Source organism: Niveispirillum sp. FG148 (assembly GCF_057809655.1).
Map to the genome: position 1 here is coordinate 72,090 of NZ_JBMDKJ010000012.1, position 21,071 is coordinate 93,160.

Consider the following 21,071-nt stretch of genomic DNA (forward strand, 5'->3'; position numbering starts at 1 on the left):
TGCCACGGAAGATAATCGCTCCAACCCGCCCGATCACGGGCTTTCCCTGCAAAGCCCGGTCGCGTCAGGCGACGCCGGGCTTCAGGGAGAAGACGATGCCCCAACCGTCCGGGTCCTCAAAACACACGGCACGGTTCAGCCAATAGGGGTTTTCGGGCAGGACGGGCACACCGCCACGCGCCTGGATGGCGGCGGAGACCGATTCCAGATCGGCCCGGCTGTCGACATAAAGCACCAGCAGATTGTCGCGCGTGGGTGCCGGGCAGGGGCTGCCATCGCGGTGCTGGGTGAATTCCAGATGCGTGTCCCAGCCGGGCAGACCCACCATCACCCCGTCATAGCCGGCATGGGTGCCATCATCGACCCAGCCGCCAATGACCGGCAAGCCGATGACATCGCGGTAGAAGGCCGTGACCTCTCCCAGCCGGTCGGTGGGGCGGGCCACGCGCAGGCGGCTGATGGGCAGATGGGCGGGCCAGGGCTGTGCGGTCATGACATATCCATTTGTTGCGGTGCGGCGCTTGCCGCCATGCGCCCATGTGGGCACACTGCATGCCGAAACAAAGGTTAGCAGGGTTCGGGCATGACGGGGCAGGTCATCACCATCGCGCAGCAGAAGGGCGGGGCCGGCAAGACGACGCTGGCCATCCATCTGGCCGTCACCTGGGCACGGGCCGGCAAAACCACCGCCATCGTCGATATCGACCCGCAGGGCAGCCTGTCGGAATGGTTCCGTCAACGCATGGAAACCCTGGGCGCGGAGGCGACGGGCCTGACCCATCTGCAAATCTCCGGCTGGCGCACCCAGCGGGAGGTGGAGCGGCTGGCCAAGACCCATGATGTGGTCGTCATCGACAGCCCGCCCCATGCCGAAACCGATGCCCGCATCGCCGTGCGTACCGCCAATCTGGTGGTGGTCCCCGTGCAGCCCAGCCCCATGGATCTTTGGGCCACCCGCCCCACCCTGGAACTGGCGCGGGGGGAGAAGCGGTCGGCCCTGCTGGTCCTGAACCGGGTGCCAGCGCGCGGCAAGCTGGTGGACGCGGCGGCGGAGAAGGCAATGGAACTGGGCGTGCCCATCGCATTGGCGAGCCTGGGAAACCGTATCGGTTTCGCCGCAGCACTGATGGAAGGTCTGACACTGGCGGAAACAGACCCGAAATCGAAGGGGGTTGAGGAACTGGAGGCACTGGCCGCCGAAATCTGGTCGGCAGTGGTCTGATCCGTCCCGGCGCGGGTGGACCCGCCGGCCCACGCTGCCCTTTTGACGACGCATGGCCGTGGGCATAGCCTTTTCACACGTCATATCGTGTGCAAGGGGGAATGACATGCGTTGGTTATTGGGGGTGGTCGGGCTGGTGATGGCCCTGGGCGCGCCCTGCGCGGGGGCCGCGGAGGCACCGGTGCAGGTGATGGTGCTGGGCACCTATCATTTCGGCAATCCAGGGCAGGACAAGGTGAATGCCCAGATCGATCCTGTGACCACGCCGGCCAAGCAGGCGCAACTGGCTGAACTGGCCGACCGTCTGGCCCGGTTCAAGCCGACGGTGGTCGCCGTGGAGGCGGTGGCCAAGGATCAGGCCAGCATGCTGGACAATGCCTATGCCGCCTTCAAGCCGGCCGATCTGCTGAAAAGCACGAACGAGACGGTGCAGATCGGCTATCGGCTGGCCAACAAGCTGGGCCTGCCCCAGGTCTATGCCATCGATGAAATGGCGGCGAAGGGGGAGCCCGACTATTTCCCGTTCGAGGCCGTGCAGGAATGGGCGCAGGCCAATGGCCGGACGGACAGGCTGGAAGCGCTGTTCGGACCCGCCCAGGCGGCGGCGGTCAAGCTGGAACAGGACCAGAAGACGCGCAGCGTTGCCGACATCCTGGCCGACATGAACATGCCCGACCATCCGCTGTTCATCCGGGGCCAGGGGGAGGGCTATTACCAGCTTCTGGCCATGGGCAAGGGCCGCAATCTGCCGGGGGCGGATCTGAACGCCCGCTGGTACGCCCGCAATGCCCGCATCTTTGCCAAGCTGACCCAGGTGGTGAAACCGGGGGACCGGGTGCTGATCGTCTATGGCGCCGGCCATGCCTATTGGCTGCGCCATTTCGCGGCCGAGACGGCAGGGTACACGCTGGTTGAGCCGGTCCCCTATCTGCGGGGAGAAGCCGGAAAATAATCCGGTGTCTGACGGGGCGGGGAAGGCCGGGTCGGGCCGCTACCCCGCCGTACCATCATCCGCAGCACCGTCCTGCTGGCGGGAGAAGCGGATGGAGGCGACTTCATCGAACATCTGGGTTTCGCGGTAGCGGCGGGCTTCCTTGGCGGCCAGATCGCGCTGTTCCTGCACCTGCTCGAATTTCTTCAGCTCAACGAACGCCTCGGCCACCGCCTCCTCGGCGCGGCTGACCTCCAGCGTCAAGGTCCTGGCCCGGCGTTCATAATCCTCTCGCGTCGCGATCACGCGCTTGGCAAAGGCGGGATATTCACGGGCCAGCAGCAGGTCGCTGGCCGCCAGATCGCGTTCCAGGATGGCGCGCTGTTCGAATGATTCCCGCTCTTCGACCAGTCGCTGCTGGGCTTCCTGCAACTGCACCAGCACGCGGCGGCGCTGGTCCACCTCGCGCTGATTCAGGCGGATCAGCGGTTTCAGATCCTTCATCCGCTAGCCCCTCCCAGGATGGCGGCCAGTTCGGCATAGCCCTGGTCCAATGTGCTGCGCTCCCCCTTGCCCTGGCGCAGGAAGGCCTCGATCGCCGGGTTGTAATGGATGGCTTCGTCCACCTGCGGGTCGCTGCCCTTGCGATAGGCACCCAGGCGGATCATCTCCTCCATGTCCGAATAGGCGGACATCAGGCGACGGGCCCTGCCGACCAGGGCGTTCTGTTCGGGCGTGTTGCAGCCCGGCATGGTCCGCGACACCGACCGCAAAATGTTGATGGCCGGATAGCGCCCACGCTCGCCGATGCGGCGTTCCATGACAATATGGCCGTCCAGGATACCGCGGACGGCATCGGCGATGGGTTCCTCCATGTCGCCACCTTCGACCAGCACGGTGAACAGGCCGCTGATCGTGCCCTGGCCCGTGCCCGGCCCGGCGCGTTCCAGCAGACGCGGCAGTTCGGCAAAGACGGTAGGCGGATAGCCCTTGGTCGTCGGCGGTTCACCGGCCGACAGGCCGATCTCACGCTGGGCCATGGCGAAACGGGTCACGCTGTCCATCAGGCACAGCACGTCCTGATCCTGATCGCGGAAATATTCCGAAACGGCGAAGGTCAGGTAGGCCGCCTGCCGGCGCATCAAAGGCGGTTCGTCAGAGGTGGCGACGATGACCACGCTGCGGGCCACACCCTCTTCGCCCAGGTCGTGCTCCAGAAACTCCTGCACCTCGCGGCCGCGTTCGCCGATCAGGCCGATGACGCTGACATTGGCCTCGGTATATTTGGCCAGCATGGACATCAGCACGGACTTGCCCACGCCCGACCCGGCGAAGATGCCCATGCGCTGCCCGCGGCAGCAGGACAGGAAGGTGTTGATGGACTTCACCCCCAGATCCATCTTTGCCCCCACCCGCTTGCGGGCATGGGCAGGCGGCGGACCAGCCTTGATCAGATAGGGCACCTCGCCCTGCGGCAGCGGCCCCTTGCCGTCGATGGGCTGGCCCAGGGCGTTGATGACGCGGCCCAGCCAGGCCTGGGTCGGATAGATCGACGCCTGCCCCTCCGCCACCTCCGCCCGGCAGCCCAGCCCGATATCGTCCAGCGTGCCAAAGGGCATCAGCAGCGCGCGGCCGCCGCGGAAACCCACAACTTCACAGGGAACGGGCTTGCCGCCACGCGTAATGACGCGGCAGCGGCCGCCGATGGACAGCCGCCGCTCCACCCCACCCACTTCGACCATCATGCCCAGGACAGAGGTCACCCGCCCGAAAATGGAATAAGTCGGCAGGGCATTGATCTCTTGCAGCAACTGATCATGGTCAAGCATGGCGGGCGCCGTTTTTTGGGCAATATATCGGAGTGGGATTCAAACACATACCAATGGACATGCCTATCCCCCTCGCCTTGCCGTTGGTCGGATAGCATATCTGTACAGCCTCTGTTAACCTATCTGCATTAGATGGGTTGGGCCCATGGATTGCCGAGGAACTGGTCATGCGTGTCCTGCTGGTCGAAGATGATGCCGCGATGCAGAAAAGCATCCAGCTGATGCTGTCCGCCGAGGGTGGGTATATCGTGGATGCCACCAGCCTGGGGGAAGACGGGCTGGAGATCGGCAAGCTCTATGATTACGACATCATCATCCTGGACCTGATGCTGCCCGACATGGACGGGTACGAGGTGCTGCGCCGGCTGCGCGCCTCGCGCGTCAATACCCCCATCCTGATCCTGTCGGGTCTGTCCGACCTGGACAACAAGATCAAGGGTCTGGGCTTTGGCGCCGACGATTACCTGACCAAGCCGTTCGACAAGCGCGAACTGATCGCGCGCGTCCAGGCCATCATCCGCCGGTCCAAGGGCCATTCGGAAAGCATCATCCGCACGGGCAAGCTGACCGTGAACCTGGATGCCAAGACGGCGACCGTGGAAGGTGCACCCCTGCACCTGACGGGCAAGGAATATGGCATCCTGGAACTGCTGTCCCTGCGCAAGGGCACGACGCTGACCAAGGAAATGTTCCTGAACCATCTCTATGGCGGGATGGACGAGCCGGAACTGAAGATCATCGACGTCTTCGTCTGCAAGCTGCGCAAGAAGCTGACCACGGCGACCGAGGGCGAAAACTATATCGATACCGTCTGGGGGCGCGGCTATGTGCTGCGTGACCCCACGGAAGCTCAAGCGTCGGCGAAGGCCGCCGGGTGAGTCGTATCCTGCTGCTGGGCGCCGGACATGCAAGGACGCCCCTGCTGAAACATTTGTCGGGACTGCGCCGACGCGGCCACGATGTTACCCTGCTGGCCCCGGCCGCCATGGTCTGGCCGGAAGCCGTGCCCGCGACGCTGGCCGGCCGTATCGAACCGGCGGTGGCGCGGCTGGACAGCGGGGTTCTGGCCGCAGAGGCCGGGATCAAATCCATCGATGACGACGTGACCGGCATCGAACTGAAGGCCGGGCTGGTCCATCGGCATGAGGGCGAGCCGCTTTCCTTCGACATGCTGTCCATCGCCCCGCCGGCCCTGACCCGGCCGCTTGCCGGAACCATCGGTCATCCCCGCTGCTTCACCACGCGTCCGCTATCGCAGATTCTGGACCTGCGCGCCGCCCTGGAAGCCCGCATCGACCAGCATCCGGGCCGCGCCGTGGCCCTGACCATCGCCGGCGGCGGGGTCACCGCTGCCATGCTGGCCATGTCCATCATACTTCTGGCGGATCGGCTGGGCGGCCATGTCGCGGTCACCCTGCTGACGCGCGACCGGCTGCTGAAGGGGCTGCCGGAACCGGCCGGCATCCGCCTGATCGAAAGGCTGGCCGCCCATGGCGCCATCCTGCAGGAAAAGGCCAGCGTGGCGAAGGTGGAGGGCAACGAGGCCGTGCTGGCTGGTGGCGACCGCATCGCCTTCGACCTGTTCGTGAATGCCACGGGGGCTGCCGGCCCGGCCTGGCTGCGCACCAGCGGGCTGGATGTGGATGGCGACGGGCGGCTGCGCACCGACGCCAAGCTGCGCGTGGGCGGGCAGGACCGCGTGCTGGCAGCGGGAGAGGCCGTGGCACCGGCCGACGGCCGCCACGCGGGCTGGGGCCTGCTGTCCTATAATCTGGTGGCCCTGGCCACGGGGCTGGTGCCCCGTCTGGCCCCGCACCGCCGCCCGCCCCAGTTCATCGACCTGGACCAGGGTGAGGCGCTGGCCGTCTGGGGCCGCCACTGGACACTGGGCCGCCGCGCCCGCTGGGCCCTGCGCTGGGCCGAGGGGCGCTGGCTGCTGTAAGCGTCCGGGGCCGGTGCATTGGTCATCCCGGCATCAGCTTGCCTACAAAATAATCAATATTTTACAGTAGGATAAGCGTTGTTTTCGTGTGAAGCTGTTCCGCCCGAAACCGGCCGGAGAAGCCCCCACGATGACCCGTCTGCGCTCCCTTGCCCTCTCGCTCTGCCTTGCCACCGCCCTGTCGGCCGTTCCGGCGACGATGGCCTGGGCACAGAAGGAAAGTGCAGTTGTGACGGCGGTGCCGGTGGGCAAGGCCATGGTGTCGTCGGCCGATCCGCGCGCCACCGCCGCGGGGCAGGAAATCCTGCGTCAGGGGGGCAGCGCCGCCGACGCGGCCATCGCCCTGATGCTGGCCCTGACGGTGGTGGAACCCGAATCGTCGGGCATCGGCGGTGGCGGCTTCCTGCTGTACCACCCGGCCGGCACCAAGGACACGTTCAGCTATGACGGGCGTGAGGAAGCGCCCGGTGCCGCCAAGCCCGACCGGTTCATGACCAAGGACGGGCAGGAAATGGAGTACGAGGATGCGCGGTCGGGCGGTCTGTCGGTCGGCGTGCCGGGCAATCTGAAGCTGGCGGAACTGGTGCATTCCCGCCATGGCAAGCTGCCCTGGAAGGCGCTGTTCCAGCCGGCCATCAAACTGGCCCGCGACGGCTATGCCGTGACCCCGCGCATGGTCAGCATGCTGGAGGAGCAGACCCCGCTGCTGAAAGTCTCCAAGGAAGCGCAGGAGATCTATTTCCAGCCCGATGGCAAGCCCAAGCCCGCCGGTTCCACCATCAGGAACCCGAAGCTGGCCGATCTCTTGACCCTGATCGCGGAGAAGGGGGCGGATGCCTTCTACAAGGGACCGGCGGGGGAAAAGCTGCGCGCCGCCGTGGCCGCCTCACCCCGTCATCCCAGCGTGATCACGGCCGAGGACATGGCGAATTACCGCGCCGTACCGCGCCCGCCCGTCTGCGGCACCTATCGGGTCTATACGGTCTGCGGCATGGGGCCGCCCTCTTCCGGCGGCATCGCCGTCCTGGCCATCCTGAAGCAGATGGAAGGGTTCGACATTCCCGCCATGGGCCCGGACAGCGTGGAGGCGTGGCATATCCTGGGCGAATCAATGCGGCTGGCCTATGCCGACCGTGCCAAGTGGCTGGGCGATCCCGACCATGTGAAGGTGCCGGTCGAGGGGCTGACCGACCCTGCCTATATCAAGGACCGGGCCAAGCTGATCGATCCGAAGAAGGCCATGCCCAAGGCCACGCCCGGCAATCCCAAGGACGCGCCGCGCGTGTCCGACATTCCCGACAATGAAATTCCCGGCACTACCCATTTCTCCGTCGCGGACGAAGCCGGCAATGTCGTGTCCATGACCTCGACCATCGAGGATATCTACGGGTCTGGCATCCTGGTCGACGGCTATGTGCTGAATAACGAGCTGACGGATTTCAATTTCATCCCCGATGTGGACGGCCTGCCTACGGCCAACCGGGTGGAGCCGGGCAAACGCCCGCGCAGTTCCATGTCGCCCACCATCGTCTATGACGAGAAGGGGCAGCCGGTGCTGGCCATCGGCGCCGCCGGCGGCCCCACCATCATCGCCCAGGTGGCCAAGGCCATTGTCGGTGTGCTGGACTGGAAGCTGGACGTCCGGACGGCCATCGCCCTGCCCACCTTCATGGGCAATGGCGACACGCTGCGCATCGAGCAGGGCACCAGCGTCGGCGGCATGGCCGACCAGCTTCGCGCCATGGGGCATGAGGTGAAGGTCGATGATTTCGGCGGCAAGCTGAACGGCATCGACAAGATGACCGGCCAATGGCGCGGTGGGGCCGACCCGCGGTCCAACGGGGTGGCGGCGGCGCCGTAAGAAAAGGCCGCAAACACCCCTTCCATTCCGCGCCCCGGCATCCTATATGGAAGCTGTCGGGTTCGCCCGACTATGGGGATAAACGCGGTGTGGAATAGACGTTGCGGACCCGGGGGCGGTACCCGGCGCCTCCACCATTCATCCCGGACCTGATGGTTCGGGGTTCATGGGGGCGAAACAGGATCGACGCGCGTAATAAAGGCATAGTCTTCTCCCGGCATGATACCGCCGTTATCGGGTCAAACCTCATAGATGCCAACGATAACTCGGCGTCTGACCTTCGCATGGCTGCCTAATTCCCCCTTAAGGGCGTTAGTCAGTTAGCTTAAGTCGCAGCCCGGGGGGAGCTGGGCAACAGAATCCCCCCACCTTATTTTGAGCTTCAGGCGCCGGGCGGGTGCATCTGCGTCTCGGGCGTTTTGCGTGCGCAGGCGCGCCGTCGTGCGAACCAAAGCGGCGCCGGCTGTCAGGGCTCCCATTCCCACCGCCGACGGGCGGTTCACAGCCGGCCGAAATTGCCGTTTCGGTTCGCTTCATACCCCGCATTCCCGCATGGCTGCCTGCGGGAACCCGTCCTTATGCGCCCGACGCTTGATTATCCGCCCGTAATAGGCTTGTCTGGGACCGATGGGAGACGGATTGATCCGTCGCGTTCGTTGCCAGGGGTTCGCTTAACCGATGTCGCAGGAAATGCTCCGCTATGACCGCATGGTCGAGGCCGCCAAGCGTGGCGTGGTCAGACAGGCCCTGCGTGAGGTGCTGGCCCGGGGCGGGCAATTGCCCGGCGAACACCATTTCTACATCACCTTCCGCACTGACGCCGAAGGGGTGGAACTGCCCGACTATCTCCGCGCCAAATATCCGACGGAGATGACGATCGTCCTGCAGTACCAGTTCTATGACCTGTCGGTGGAAGCGGAGAGGTTCAGCGTGACGCTGAGCTTCGGTGGCGTGCTGCGCCGTCTGGTCATTCCCTACATCACCATCATCACCTTCGCCGACCCGTCGGTGAATTTCGTTCTGCAGTTCCAGCCCGACGACATGCCCGACCTTCTGATCGAGGAAGAAGAGGAAGAGGTCGCGGCGGAGGTGGACGAACCGGCCGCCGAAGATGCCGCCGACGCGCCCAAGACGACCGGCACGGTTGTCACCCTGGATGCCTTCCGCAAGAAGTAACCCATGGCCCCCCGCCCCCAGCCGCCCTTCGTTACGCATGTGCTGGAACTGATGGCGCCGCTGGGGCCGGTGGTGGCCAAGTCGATGTTCGGTGGCTGGGGCCTGTCGCTGGACGGTCTGACTTTTGCGCTGATCGCCTGGGAAGAGCTTTACCTGAAGGTCGACGACCAGAACCGCGCCGCCTATGAGGCGCGCGACTTGCCCGCTTTTGCCCCTTACGCGGACCAGCCGGAGCGGAAGATGAACTATTACCGTCCGCCGGAAGAGGTGCTGGAGGACAGCGACAGCCTGCTGCCCTGGGCCCGTGACGCCTATGCCGTCGCCCTTCGCGCGCGGGCCAAGCCCAAGCGGGCCAGGAAGGCGCAGGGCTGAGTCGGCCCTTTCCGCACGGTCGTGCGCTTTTCACCTTGACGCCGCCACCGGCTTCGGGCGTCCTGTCGCCAACCATAATGGCCCAAGCCCGAGGGGAAAGCGGAAATGACCGATCATGTGCTGGTGAATGACGCGGACGGTGTCCGGACCATCACCCTGAACCGCGCCGACAAGCGCAATGCGCTGACCGCCGCCATGTACGCTGCCATGGCCGACGCCATGGCCAGTGCCGATCAGGACGGCGTGCGCGTCATCCTGTTCCAGGGCGCGGGCGGTTTCTTCACGGGCGGCAATGATATCGGTGATTTCCTGGCCAACCCGCCGCAGGGGCAGGATGCGCCCGTGTTCCGCTTTCTGGCAAACTTGGCGACCAGCCCCCTGCCGCTGGTCGCCGCTGTCGACGGGATGGCCGTCGGCATCGGTACCACCATGCTGTTCCATTGCGATCTGGTCTATGCCTCGCCGGAAGCACGGCTGCATGTGCCCTTCATCGATCTGGGACTGGTACCGGAGGGTGGCAGCTCCATCCTGATGCCGCGCACCATGGGCCACGGGCAGGCCGCGCGCATGCTGATGCTGGGCGAGCCGCTGACCGCCGAGGAGGCGCTGGCCAACGGCGTGCTGGCCGGGATCGTGCCATCGGCCGATCTGGCGGCCCATGCCCTGACCAAGGCCAAGGCGCTGGCCGCCAAGCCGGCGGGTGCCATGCGGGAGACCAAGGCCCTGCTGCGCCCCAATTCGGCCGAGGTGCTGGCCGTCATCGCCAAGGAAGCGGAGATCTTCGCCAAGCGCCTGCGCTCCCCCGAAGCCATCGCTGCCTTCCAGGCCTTCATGATGAAGGGGAAGAAGTAACGTCCTCGGCCTGACGCATCTGCGACAGGGCGCGGGACAGGGCCGTATGGCTGGCATAGCCGACGTCCCGCGCCACTTGTTTCAGCGGCTGCCCAGCCGCCAGGGCGGCCCCGGCCAGATGCAGGCGCCAGCCGCGCAGATAGTCGGCTGGCGTCGTGCCTACCACCGCGCGGAAGGTCTGGGCGAAGACGCTGCGCGACATGCCGGCCCGGTCCGCCATGGTCTCCAGCGTCCAGTCGGCCCCCGGTTCCTGATGCAGGGCGGCCAGCAGGCGGGCCAGGGCCGGATGCGCCAGCCCCGCCAGCAGGCCGACACCATCGGCCGCGGCCGCCATGCCCCGGCGCAGCAGACAGATGAACGCCACCTCCGCCAGCCGGTCCATCACCGCCTGCCGCCCGCAGGATTGACCCGCGGCTTCCGTGAACAGCAGCGCCAAGGCGCCGTGCAGCAGATCCTCCCCCGTCAGGGGCAGGGACAGCAGCGGGGGCAGGGCGCGTTGCAGGGGGTTGGCCGGCCCGCCCATGGCGATGGTGGCGCAGACCATGTCCGCCGCCTCACCATCCGCCGTTTCCAGGCGATGCAGGCGCGGGCGCGGCAGCAGCAGGGCCGCCGGCCCTTCAAAATGCTGCGGGGCAAGACCCGCGCCCGAGATGGTCAGCCGGCCCGACCGCAGCAGGTGCAGATGGCCCAACCCATCCTCCGGCCCCAGGGTCGCCACCCCGCACAGGGCGCCCGTGTAATAGACACCCGCCGACAGCCGGAATCGCGCCAGCAAGGCGGCCAGCCGGTCGGGCTCTTGCTGTTCCATGGTGTCATGCTCCCCATCGCCAGGCACCGGGCCAGACGAATTGATAACGATCCAGGACATTTTGCATCGAAGCGTATGGCAACCTTCTGTCCATGTCCAGACGGCATCCCGCCGCCCCCGACGAACAGGAGAATGTAAAATGTCCCGTATCGCCCCGATCGACCTGAAGAACCCGGCCGCCACTGTTGCCCCGCAGTTGGACGCCGTGCGCGCCAAAATGGGCAAGGTGCCGAACATGATCGCCACGCTGGCCAATTCGCCGGTCGCACTGAACGCTTATCTGGCCCTGGGCGATGTCGCGGCCAAGGGCACGCTGTCGGCCAAGGAGCGGGAGCGCATTGCCCTGACCGTGGGGCAGGCCAATGACTGTGAATATTGCGTGTCGGCCCATTCCCTGGTCGGCAAGCTGACGGGGTTGAGCGAGACGGAGATCCTGGCCGCCCGCCGGGCCCAGGGCACCGACGCCCGCACCAGCGCCATTGCCGGTCTGGCCGACGCCATCGTCCGGGACCGCGGCCTGGTGGCCACGCCCGTCCTGGACCAGGCCCGTGCGGCCGGCCTGACGGAGGCGGAGTTGCTGGAGGTGCTGACGGTCACGGTGGCCAATATCCTGACCAACTATGCCAACCACCTGATCCAGACCGATCTGGACTTCCCCAAGGCGCCGGTTCTGGCGGCTTAAAGGCAGGGGGACAGGGGGGGCGGGAGAAATCCGCACCCCCTGTCGCTTTTTGACCTGCGGTGACAGGCTGGCGGTGACGTCGTTGATGGGATAGAGCTATGCCGCCCTGCAACATGATCAGGTCACCGCCCCGATGATGCGCCGCCTTTCCGCCCTTTGTGCCGTCCTGCTGGCTACGGCCGGCCCCGTTGCCGCCCAGTCGGCCCTGTTCGGCATGGAGACGACGAACGATACGGCCCCCCTGTGGGAGGGCAGCGTGCTGGCCGCCGGCGGCTATATCGCCCATTACCCGGCCGCGTCGCAGGGGCAGTTCAAGGCCTTGCCCGTGCCTTTCCTGATCTATCGCGGCGACAATCTGCGCATCGGCGATGATGGCTTCGTGCGCGCCCGGCAGGAACTGATGCAGGATCGGCTGGAACTGGATATCGGCCTGGACGGGTCGTTTGATGTCGACAGCAAGGACAATGACGCCCGGCGCGGCATGCCCGATCTGGACCTGCTGATCGAAGCAGGCCCCAAGCTGACCTGGCATTTCCAGCCCAAGAAGGACGAGGTGCAGGTCGATCTGGGCGTTGAACTGCGCGCCGTCATCGCCACCCGCCTTGTCGCCTTCGATTATGAAGGCATCACCGTGAACCCGGAACTGAGCTGGTTCGACCGCTCGCTGGGGGGCACGAAGTTCCGTGGCTATGCCTCCATCGGCCCCATTTTCGGCTTCGACGGCGTGAATGATTATTTCTACACCGTGGAACAGGCCTATGTGACGGCGGGTCGCCCCGCCTACAAGGCCAAGTCCGGCTATATCGGCACCAAATCCACCCTGGGTCTGGCCTATCCCGTCAATGACCGGCTGCTGGTCTTTGGTGCGGCCCAGCTTGGCTATTATGGCGGCTCGGTCAACGAGGACAGCCCCCTGTTCCGGCAGAAGACCAATGTCAATATCGGCATGGGCGTGCGCTGGGCCTTCTGGCAATCGGACGCGCGGGTGCCCGTGGTCCGGTAACGCCCGACGGTCCTGAACGCCGGCACGCGCGGGTCGCCGGGGCGACAACGGCGCGCATGCCGGCGTGCTGTCTGTCAGAGCCCCTGCACGGCCTTCAGCACGGCGTCCACATGGCCGGCCACCTTCACCTTGCGCCAGACCTGGCGGACGATGCCTTCCCTGTCGATCAGGAAGGTGCAGCGTTCGATGCCCATATAGGTGCGGCCATACATGCTTTTTTCCACCCAGGCGCCGAACCGCTCCGTCACGTCGTTGTCCTTGTCCGACGCCAGGATGAAGGGCAGCTTGTACTTGGCCTTGAACTTGTCATGGCTGGCGACGCTGTCCTTGGAAATGCCGATGATGGTGGCGTCCACCTGCTCGAAATGCGGCAGCGATTCGCCAAAGCCGCAGGCCTCTGTAGTACAGCCGGATGTGTCGTCCTTGGGATAGAAATAGACCACGACATTGCGGCCGCGCAGGGCCGACAGGGTGACGCTGCCATTGCCGTCGGTCGGCAGGGTGAAATCGGGGGCGGGCTGGCCGATGGTGATGGTCATCACGGGGTTTCCTTGGGGGCATGCGTCATAAGGATCGGGCTGAAGAATTGAGACGCGGCCCGCGATAGTCAACAGGGCCGGCGGCGGAAAAGGGGAAACCGATGATCAGTGTCGATTATGTGCGCACCATGGCCGCCTATGGCACCTGGATGAACAGCCGGCTGATGCAGGCCTGTACCGCCATTCCGGCGGAAGACCGCAGCCGCGACCTGGGTGCCTTCTTCAAGTCGCTGCACGGCACGCTGGACCATATCCTGTGGGCCGACCTGATCTGGATGAGCCGGTTTGAAGGGACAGAGGCGCCGAAGCCGGCGGGTGAGGCGCTGTTCTGCCCGGACTGGGAAGATCTGGTCGCCCGCCGCGCCGAAGCCGATGCGCATATCGCCCATTGGGCGGCGCAGACGGTGACGGCGGAATGGCTGGCGGCCCCCTTGTCCTGGGTCACCCGCTTCAACCCGGCGCGCTGGAGCCAGCCGGCCTGGGTGGCGGTCACGCACATGTTCAACCACGCCACCCACCATCGCGGTCAGGCGACTACCCTGATGATGCAGCTGGGCGTCGACCCCGGTGTCACCGACCTGCCTGCCCTGCCGGGCCTGTTCGACGGGTCGCTGGGCGTGGCGGGGATGCGGGCACCGGTGTGAGATTACGTCGCCGGTGGCCCCACCACCGCGTCGAACGCCGCCTTGGCATCCGCCGCCATCTCCCGCAAGGCCGACTCCACCGCGTCGAAGGCCAAGGTTTCCGACGCGTCGGGCAGGGCGGCGCGGCGCAGGCCGGCTTTCAGGCCGGCGGGCGCCTTGGCGGCGTCGAAGGACCCTTCCACCGTCAGACGCAGGAAGCCCTGCACACGGCGCCAGGTCTTGTGCGCGGCGATCAGCCTGTTGGCCGTCTCCACCGCCAGATACCCGCTGTCGCCCAGCCAGGCCAGCGCGCCCGTGGTGTTGGGATCGATGATCTCCGGCTTTTCCGGGGCGTGCAGCAGGGTCAGGTACTGGGCGATGAACTGGATATCGACCATGCCGCCGCGCACATATTTCACGCTCCAGATGTCGGTCGTATGGTGCTGCTGGTCGATGCGCGCGCGCATGGAGGCGACATCGTCGCGCAGCTTGGCGGCATCGCGCGGGCGGGTCAGCACGGCGCGGATCTCCGCCGTCAACCGGTCGCGCAGATGCGTGGGCCCCGTGAGCGGGCGGGCGCGGGTCAGCGCCATATGTTCCCAGGTCCAGGCGCTGTCGCGCTGATATCTGGCGAACCCTTCAAAGCTGACGGCCAGCGGCCCGGCATTGCCGCTGGGGCGCAGGCGCATGTCGACCTCATACAGCGCGCCTTCCGCCGTCTGGGCCGTGATGGCATTGACCAGACGCTGAGTCAGTTTGATGAAATAATCGTTGGGTGACAGGGGCTTGTCACCGTCGGACTGGGTCACCCCTTCCGGCACCTCATAGACCGTGATCAGATCCAGGTCCGACCGCAGCATCAGGGACCGGGCCCCCACCCGGCCCAGCCCGACAATGGCGAATCCGGCACCGGGCAGGCGGCCATGGCGTTTGGCGAACTCATCCTCCACCGCTTGCTGGATGCCGGTCAGACCGACCTCCGCCACGTCGGTCAGGAAGGCGCCCAGCCGGTCGGCATCGCTGACATGGCGCAGGATATGGACGCCAGCGCGGAACCGATGCTCGTTGGTCCAGCGGCGGGCCAGGTCCAGAACCTCCTCAAAATATTGCGCCCCGCCGACCAGGGCGTGGAAGCCTTGCTCCAGCTCGTCCCGTTCCGGCAGGGCGCCGAAAAATCCCGGCAGCAGCACGGCATCCAGCGCCTGCGGCTGCCGCGCCAACTGGTCGGCCAGGCGCGGGGCCGTGCCCATGACCTCTGCCACCAGATCCAGCAGGTTGGGATTGGCGTAAAACAGGCTGAACAGCTGCACGCCCGCCGGCAGCCGGGCCAGGAACTCGTCAAATTTCAGGAAGGCATGGTCGGGATGGGCCGTGCGGCCGAAGGCGGCCAAGAGCGTGGGCACCAGTTCGGTCAGCAACTCCCGCGCCCGCTGGCTGCGCGTGGCGCGGTAGCGGCCATGGTGCCAGGCGCGGATCTGGCCGGCGACGGCGGACGGGTTCTCGTACCCCATGCCGCGCAGCGTCTCCATCGTGTCGGGATCATCCTCCGTGCCCGTGAACACCAGGCTGCCGGACCCGGACAAGGCCGGGCTCTCCGCGAACAGGCCGTCATAATGGTCTTCCACCACCCCCAGCGTCGCCATCAGCCGGGCGCGGAAGGCGGCATCGTCGGGGAAGCCCAGGAAGGCGGCGATGCGGGCCACGCCTTCATCCGTCTTGGGCAGTTCGTGCGTCTGCTGGTCATCCACCATCTGCACGCGATGTTCGACGGTCCGCAGGAAGCGGTAGGCATTGGACAGGTCGTCGGCGACCGACTTCTCCACCCGGTCCGCCTCCACCAGGGCATAGAGCGTTTCCACCGTGCCACAGGTGCGCAAGGAACGGTCGCGCCCGCCATAGATCAACTGCTGGGTCTGGGCGAAGAATTCGATCTCCCGGATTCCGCCGCGCCCGATCTTGATATTGTGGCCATTGACGGTCTTTTCCCGGTGGCCCTTGTGGGCACCGATCTGGCGCTTGATGGAATGGATGTCCTGGATGGCGGCGAAGTCCAGGTTCCGGCGCCAGATGAAGTGCCGGATGATGTCCATGAAGCCCCGGCCGGCCTCCAGATCGCCGGCCACGGGCCTTGCCTTGATCATGGCGGCCCGTTCCCAGTTCTGGCCCAGGCTGCTGTAATAGGCTTCCGCCGCCGACACGCTGACGGCCACGGGTGTTGCGCCGGGGTCGGGGCGCAGGCGCAGGTCGGTGCGGAAGACGTACCCATCGGCCGTACGGTCATCCATGATCCGCACCAACTCGCGCGTCACCCGCACGAACAGCTTCGTCATCTCCCCATCCGGGACCTGCACGATGCCATCGTCATAGAAGATGATCAGGTCGATGTCGGAGCTGTAATTCAGTTCACGCGCGCCGAACTTGCCCATGGCCAGCACGATATAGCCGCTGCCCTTTTCCGGTTCGGCCGGGTCGGGCACGATCAGCTTGCCCGACGTCACCGCCTGACGCAGCACCAGCCGGGTGGTCAGTTGCAGGGCCGCCTGGGCGAAATCGGAAAGCGCCCCTGTCACCTGTTCCAGCGGCCAGTCGCCGCCCATGTCGGCCAGCCCGATCAGCAGGGCCGCGCGCCGCTTGGCGATGCGCAGCGCCTTCATCAGGCGTTCGCTGCTGGTTTCCGCGCCATGATCGCGCCACAGACCCTGGACAAGGTCGGCAAAGGCCGTTTCGAAGCCCTTTTCCAGGATGGTGCGGAAGAAGCCCATCTCCCGTACCAGGGCCTGACCCAGGAAGGGGCTGTTGGCGAACACGGCTTCCAGCACGGCGCGACCGGCGGGATCGGTGGCATAGGAACGGGCGAATTGGGCCAGATCGGGATCACAGCCAGGACCGCTGGCATCATGCCAATGTTCAAGTCCGACGGCGGCGCGCTGCGGATCACCAAGGCGGGGGAGGGATTCTTGATTGAACATGATGCCTCTGCCGGGCTATCCCAGGCGTCGATACCGGACGGGGCGTCAGACTGCCCCCCGCCCGGTTGCCTGGTCAAGCTGTCCGTCACACCCCGGTCCTATGGGCCGGAGAACCGAAACTGATGCTGCGTCACTCTGCCCTTGTCCTGTTGGAACTGATCGCCGGCCTTTTGCTGGTGGTCCTGCTGGCGGGCGGGTATCTGGCCTTCCGCCTGACGCAGCAGGGGCCGGTGGCCGTCGATTTCATCACACCCTACCTGATGCAGGAACTGTCGCGCGAAGGGCCGGTGACCTTGCAGGTGGCCTCCACCGAACTGGCCTGGGTCGGGTTCGGCACGCCGGTCGATATCCGCGTGAAGGGAGTGGAAGCGCATGGCGCCAGCGGTGCCTTGCTGGGCGCCGTGCCGGAAATGCGCCTGGGCCTGTCGGTGCCGGCGCTGCTGCGGGGCCGGGTGGCCCCCACCCGCATCGACCTGATCGAACCCAGCCTTTATGCCGAACGCACGGCAGAAGGCGGGTTCCGCCTGGATATCGGCAATGATGGTTCCGATCCTGGTGCCGGTGCCCGCATCCTGGCCGACCTGATCGACCAGATGCGCCGCCCGCCCGATCCGGAAGCGACCATGGGGGCGCTGCGCGACCTGCGCATCACCCGCGGCAAGCTGGTGGTGGCCAATCTGGCCACGGCGACGAAATGGCAGGTGCCGCGCCTGGACCTGCGCCTGCGCCGCGATGTGCGGGGCGTGCGCGGGACGGCAGCGGCGGGGATCGACCTGGGTGGCAAGATCAACCAGGTCTCCGCCGAGGTCACCTGGCGGGCCGACGATGGCAGCATCATGCTGCGCAGCGAGATGGCGGACATTGCGCCTGCCGATTTCGCAGAGATCGCCCCCGTGCTGCACCCGCTGCGCGCCCTGGATGTGACGCTGGCGGGGTCGGTGCTGCTGGAACTGAAATCCGACCTGACGCCCGCCAACCTGATCCTGGGGTTGACCGGGGGCAAGGGGCGGCTGTCGCTGCCAGGGCAACTGCCGCAACCGCTGGATTTCGACCATGTGGAACTGCATGGCACCTTGAACGATGCCGGCCGTCATCTGACACTGGACCGGTTCAATCTGGATCTGGCCGGGGGCACCACCCTGACGGTCAACGGCACGGCGTCGCAGAAGGAAGGGCAGATCGCCCTGGCGCTGAATACCGAGCTGACCGGCCTGGCAATGGCCGACCTGGGGCATTACTGGCCGGTGGGGGTGAAGGAGAATGTCCGCTCCTGGATGGTCGGGAACATGGCCGACGGCCGTTTCGACCGCACCGGCTTCATCCTGGAAGGGTCGGGCCCGATCGACGATCCCGATTCCTTCCAGGTGTCGCGCATGCAGGGTGACTTCGCCCTGTCGGGTTTCACGGTCCATTACCGCCGGCCGTTGCCACCGGTCACGGGCGTCGCTGCCACCGCCACATTCGATGGCAAGAGCTTCGATATCACCATCAAGGATGGCAGCCTGCTGCACATGAAGGTGGCGTCGGGCCTGGTCCGTATCCTGGGCCTGGACACCAGCGACATGCACCGGATCGACATCAGGGTCGGGCTGGAGGGGCCCGTGTCATCGGCCCTGACCGTGCTGGATCATCCGCCGCTGGGCTATGCCGCCAAGGTCAATCTGGTGCCCGAGCGTGTGGGCGGCACCGCCCGCACGGACATGCATTTCGCGTTCCCCCTGGTGCGCGACCTGACCATGGACATGGTGCAGTTGGACGGCACCGCGACCCTGGCCGACGTGTCGGTGCCCAATATCGTGTCCGACATCACGGCCACGGGAGGCATGCTGGACCTGTCGGTCACGGGCAAGGACCTGCACCTGTCGGGCACGGCCCTGCTGAACGGTGTGCCGTCGCAGGTGGAATGGCTGGAGAATTTCCCGGCAGAGGCGCCCATCGGCACCCAGGTGCGGGTGCGCGGCCGGCTGGATGATGAACAGCGCCGCCGCTTCCACCTGGACTTCCCCGACTGGCTGAACGGTCCTGCCAATGTCGACATGGTTTATACCAGCGAACATGGCGCCGAGGGCCGGACGCAGACCATCCAGGCCGATATCGACCTGACCCCGTCGGTCCTGAAGATCGATGTGCTGAAATGGCAGAAGCCGGCCGACAAGCCGGGGCAGGGCCGGGTCACCGTCCGCTTCAAGGATGGCAAGCCCATCCTGATCCCCGCCTTCGTGGTGACGACACAGGAATTGACGGCCATCGGGTCCATGGAGCTGCGACCGGAGGATTATGGCCTGTCGCATCTGCGCCTGGACCAGTTCAAGCTGGGCGAGAGTGACGCCCGCATCGATCTTCGCGACACCGACGGCAAGGGTGGCCTGGCCATCGATGTGGCCGGGGCCAGTTTCGACGTGCGCCCCTTCCGCGGCAAGAACAAGGGACCGGACGGCAAGGTCATCCAACCCGACCCCGCGGAAGACGCCAAGCCCAAGACGCCGCTGTCCATCCAGTTCGATCTGGGCCGCGCCATCATGGGTGACGAGGGCCGCGAACTGCGCAATGCCAAGGGCCGCATGGACCGGGATACCCGCATCTGGTACCGCACCGATCTGGATGCGGAGGTGGGAGAGGCGGGGCACCTGAAGGTACGCTACGCCCCCGACCCCGATGATGCCCGCGTGTTGACCCTGACGGCCGATACCGATGAAGCCGGCGCCACGCTTTATGGCCTGGACGTGCTGAGCCAGATCAAGGGCGGCAAGCTGACCCTGTCGGGGCGCAGCGTACCGGACGATCCGGGCCAGGCCATCGCCGGCAAGGCCGACCTCAGCGACTATCAGGTGCAGAAGGCGCCCGTCCTGGCCCGTCTCCTGTCGGCCACCTCTCCGCGCGGATTCGCTAATTTCATGTCGGGTCAGCCCATCGCCTTTTCCCGGCTGTCAGGCGATTTCCTGTGGCACAAGGACGGGATCACCCTGCGCGATATGCGCACGTCCGGCTCGCAGGTGGGGCTGACGCTGGAAGGCAATGTCGATATCAAGCGCGACGATGTCGCCCTGCAGGGCACGATCGTGCCGTTCTCTACCGTCAACAAGCTGCTGGGCGCCATCCCGCTGCTGGGCGACCTGCTGGTCGGCGGGGAAGGACAGGGGCTGTTCGCCGCCACCTACAAGGTGAAGGGGCCGACCGATAATCTGGATGTGGCGGTCAATCCGTTGGCCGTACTGGCGCCGGGCTTCCTGCGCAACCTGTTCTTCCTGCCCCAGCCGGCGGGGGAGGAGATGCCCAAGGACGTCCCGGCGCACAAGGATTCCGCACCCAAGCCCTGACGAACGGCGCAACCCCGGAGGCGTGTCACATGCAATCCCCCCTTTACCTGGGCATCGATGGCGGTGGCACGCATTGCCGGGCGCGGCTGACCGATGCCGCCGGCACCCTGTTGGGCACGGGGGAGGGCGGGGGCGCCAATATCCGCCTGGGGCTGGAGATGGCCTGGGGGGCGGTGCTGGACGCCACCGATCAGGCGCTGACCCGGGCCGGACTGGGGGCCGATGCCTATGCCCGAATCCATATTGCGCTGGGCCTGGCAGGCATCGTCAAGGATGGCGATGTGCGCCGGGTGGAGCAGACAGCCCCCGTCCGTTTTGCGACCATCACCGTCCATCATGATGCACACATTGCCTGTCTGGGCGCCCATGGCGGGGGTGACGGGGCCATCCTGGTCGCGGGCACGGGCAGTGCGGGCTATCTGATCATTGGCGGTGCGGGGCAGGGTATTGGCGGCTGGGGGTTCGAGGTGTCGGATGACGGGTCTGGGGCGGCCCTGGGCCGCGCCGCCATCCGTGCCGCCCTGCATGGGCATGACGGGATCGGACCGCAGACCGACTTCACCATGGCTGTGCTGCAACAGCTTGGCGGCAGCCCGGCCAGCGTCGTGGACTGGGTCGGTCATGCCCGCCCGGCCGATTACGGGGCGCTGGCGCCACTGGCCGTGGAATGGGCGCGCCGGGGGGACCGGGTAGCAGACCGGTTGCTTCGCGAACAGGCGGATCTGCTGACGGCCTATATCCGCCGCCTGCGGGAACTGGGGGCGCCGTCGGTCTGCCTGATGGGCGGGCTGGCGCCCGTGCTGCGCGACTGGATGCCGCCCTGGGTGGCGGCGGTGCTGTCGGCCCCGCAGGGGGACGCCCTGGATGGCGCGTTGCTGATGGCGCGTGCGTCGGCGCTATGAAAATGGGGCCGGAAAGCGGCTGTCGCCCTTCCCGGCCCCTTCG

19 protein-coding genes and 1 other RNA gene are annotated in these 21,071 nt (G+C 66.3%); 14 read left to right on the forward strand and 6 right to left on the reverse strand.

The window, feature by feature from the left end:
• Positions 1 to 64 precede the first annotated feature (64 nt).
• Entirely contained in the window at positions 65 to 493 is a 429-nt protein-coding gene (locus tag ACODTW_RS14390) for a VOC family protein (RefSeq protein WP_488946712.1), read from the reverse strand.
• Between the two features lie 90 nt (positions 494 to 583).
• On the opposite strand from ACODTW_RS14390, the gene parA reads away from it, so the two are divergent.
• Positions 584 to 1,222, forward strand: coding sequence for a ParA family partition ATPase (gene parA, locus ACODTW_RS14395; protein ID WP_488946713.1), 639 nt, complete (start codon positions 584 to 586; stop codon positions 1,220 to 1,222).
• Positions 1,223 to 1,328: 106 nt separating this feature from the next.
• Complete coding sequence (locus tag ACODTW_RS14400; protein WP_488946714.1) at positions 1,329 to 2,174, forward strand: DUF5694 domain-containing protein; 846 nt, start codon at positions 1,329 to 1,331, stop codon at positions 2,172 to 2,174.
• 39 nt (positions 2,175 to 2,213) lie between these two features.
• On the opposite strand, the gene ACODTW_RS14405 is transcribed toward ACODTW_RS14400, so the two are convergent.
• Both ACODTW_RS14405 and fliI read right to left on the reverse strand, forming a co-directional pair.
• Positions 2,214 to 2,657, reverse strand: a complete 444-nt coding sequence (locus ACODTW_RS14405) for a flagellar FliJ family protein (protein WP_488946715.1) — start codon at positions 2,655 to 2,657, stop codon at positions 2,214 to 2,216.
• Positions 2,654 to 3,982, reverse strand: a complete 1,329-nt coding sequence (gene fliI, locus ACODTW_RS14410) for a flagellar protein export ATPase FliI (RefSeq protein WP_488946716.1) — start codon at positions 3,980 to 3,982, stop codon at positions 2,654 to 2,656. Before fliI ends, ACODTW_RS14405 begins: the two co-directional genes overlap by 4 nt.
• A gap of 167 nt (positions 3,983 to 4,149) precedes the next feature.
• Between fliI and ctrA the strand changes: the two genes are divergently transcribed.
• From ctrA to ACODTW_RS14445, 7 genes are all read left to right on the forward strand, one after another.
• Complete coding sequence (ctrA, locus tag ACODTW_RS14415) at positions 4,150 to 4,860, forward strand: response regulator transcription factor CtrA (RefSeq protein ID WP_488946717.1); 711 nt, start codon at positions 4,150 to 4,152, stop codon at positions 4,858 to 4,860.
• On the forward strand, positions 4,857 to 5,924 hold the full coding sequence (locus ACODTW_RS14420; RefSeq protein ID WP_488946718.1) for an NAD(P)/FAD-dependent oxidoreductase: 1,068 nt from the start codon (positions 4,857 to 4,859) through the stop codon (positions 5,922 to 5,924). Before ctrA ends, ACODTW_RS14420 begins: the two co-directional genes overlap by 4 nt.
• Before the next feature lie 130 nt (positions 5,925 to 6,054).
• Positions 6,055 to 7,785 carry a gamma-glutamyltransferase gene (gene ggt / locus ACODTW_RS14425; protein WP_488946719.1) on the forward strand — a complete coding sequence of 577 codons (1,731 nt, stop codon included), beginning with the start codon at positions 6,055 to 6,057 and terminating at the stop codon, positions 7,783 to 7,785.
• Between the two features lie 16 nt (positions 7,786 to 7,801).
• Positions 7,802 to 8,155: a transfer-messenger RNA gene (ssrA, locus tag ACODTW_RS14430) on the forward strand.
• A 308-nt stretch (positions 8,156 to 8,463) separates the two neighbouring features.
• Entirely contained in the window at positions 8,464 to 8,961 is a 498-nt protein-coding gene (locus ACODTW_RS14435; protein WP_488946720.1) for an SspB family protein, read from the forward strand.
• Between the two features lie 3 nt (positions 8,962 to 8,964).
• Positions 8,965 to 9,333, forward strand: a complete 369-nt coding sequence (locus ACODTW_RS14440) for a TfoX/Sxy family protein (protein ID WP_488946721.1) — start codon at positions 8,965 to 8,967, stop codon at positions 9,331 to 9,333.
• A 105-nt stretch (positions 9,334 to 9,438) separates the two neighbouring features.
• Positions 9,439 to 10,185, forward strand: a complete 747-nt coding sequence (locus ACODTW_RS14445) for an enoyl-CoA hydratase-related protein (RefSeq protein ID WP_488946722.1) — start codon at positions 9,439 to 9,441, stop codon at positions 10,183 to 10,185.
• Here the strand turns inward: ACODTW_RS14445 and ACODTW_RS14450 are convergent.
• A complete protein-coding gene (locus ACODTW_RS14450; protein ID WP_488946723.1) occupies positions 10,163 to 10,993 on the reverse strand; it encodes an AraC family transcriptional regulator in 831 nt (276 codons plus the stop codon). The two genes, ACODTW_RS14445 and ACODTW_RS14450, sit on opposite strands and share 23 nt — an antisense overlap.
• 139 nt (positions 10,994 to 11,132) lie before the next feature.
• On the opposite strand from ACODTW_RS14450, the gene ACODTW_RS14455 reads away from it, so the two are divergent.
• Positions 11,133 to 11,675: a carboxymuconolactone decarboxylase family protein gene (locus tag ACODTW_RS14455; protein WP_488946724.1), complete on the forward strand. Its 543-nt coding sequence runs from the start codon at positions 11,133 to 11,135 to the stop codon at positions 11,673 to 11,675.
• Positions 11,676 to 11,808: 133 nt separating this feature from the next.
• Positions 11,809 to 12,678 carry a MipA/OmpV family protein gene (locus ACODTW_RS14460; RefSeq protein ID WP_488946725.1) on the forward strand — a complete coding sequence of 290 codons (870 nt, stop codon included), beginning with the start codon at positions 11,809 to 11,811 and terminating at the stop codon, positions 12,676 to 12,678.
• A gap of 74 nt (positions 12,679 to 12,752) precedes the next feature.
• Here the strand turns inward: ACODTW_RS14460 and bcp are convergent, their stop codons facing one another.
• Positions 12,753 to 13,217 (reverse strand): thioredoxin-dependent thiol peroxidase, encoded by a 465-nt coding sequence (gene bcp, locus ACODTW_RS14465; protein WP_488946726.1) that lies wholly within the window; start codon positions 13,215 to 13,217, stop codon positions 12,753 to 12,755.
• 101 nt (positions 13,218 to 13,318) lie between these two features.
• Between bcp and ACODTW_RS14470 the strand changes: the two genes are divergently transcribed.
• On the forward strand, positions 13,319 to 13,861 hold the full coding sequence (locus tag ACODTW_RS14470; RefSeq protein ID WP_488946727.1) for a DinB family protein: 543 nt from the start codon (positions 13,319 to 13,321) through the stop codon (positions 13,859 to 13,861).
• Positions 13,862 to 13,863: 2 nt separating this feature from the next.
• Here ACODTW_RS14470 and ACODTW_RS14475 read toward each other — a convergent pair whose 3' ends face one another.
• Positions 13,864 to 16,809, reverse strand: a complete 2,946-nt coding sequence (locus tag ACODTW_RS14475) for a bifunctional [glutamine synthetase] adenylyltransferase/[glutamine synthetase]-adenylyl-L-tyrosine phosphorylase (RefSeq protein WP_488946728.1) — start codon at positions 16,807 to 16,809, stop codon at positions 13,864 to 13,866.
• A 122-nt stretch (positions 16,810 to 16,931) separates the two neighbouring features.
• Here ACODTW_RS14475 and ACODTW_RS14480 point away from each other — a divergent pair, with 122 nt between their 5' ends.
• Positions 16,932 to 20,126 carry a YhdP family protein gene (locus ACODTW_RS14480; protein ID WP_488946729.1) on the forward strand — a complete coding sequence of 1,065 codons (3,195 nt, stop codon included), beginning with the start codon at positions 16,932 to 16,934 and terminating at the stop codon, positions 20,124 to 20,126.
• A 29-nt stretch (positions 20,127 to 20,155) separates the two neighbouring features.
• Positions 20,156 to 21,028 carry a glucosamine kinase nucleotide-binding domain-containing protein gene (locus ACODTW_RS14485; protein ID WP_488946730.1) on the forward strand — a complete coding sequence of 291 codons (873 nt, stop codon included), beginning with the start codon at positions 20,156 to 20,158 and terminating at the stop codon, positions 21,026 to 21,028.
• Positions 21,029 to 21,071 lie beyond the last annotated feature (43 nt).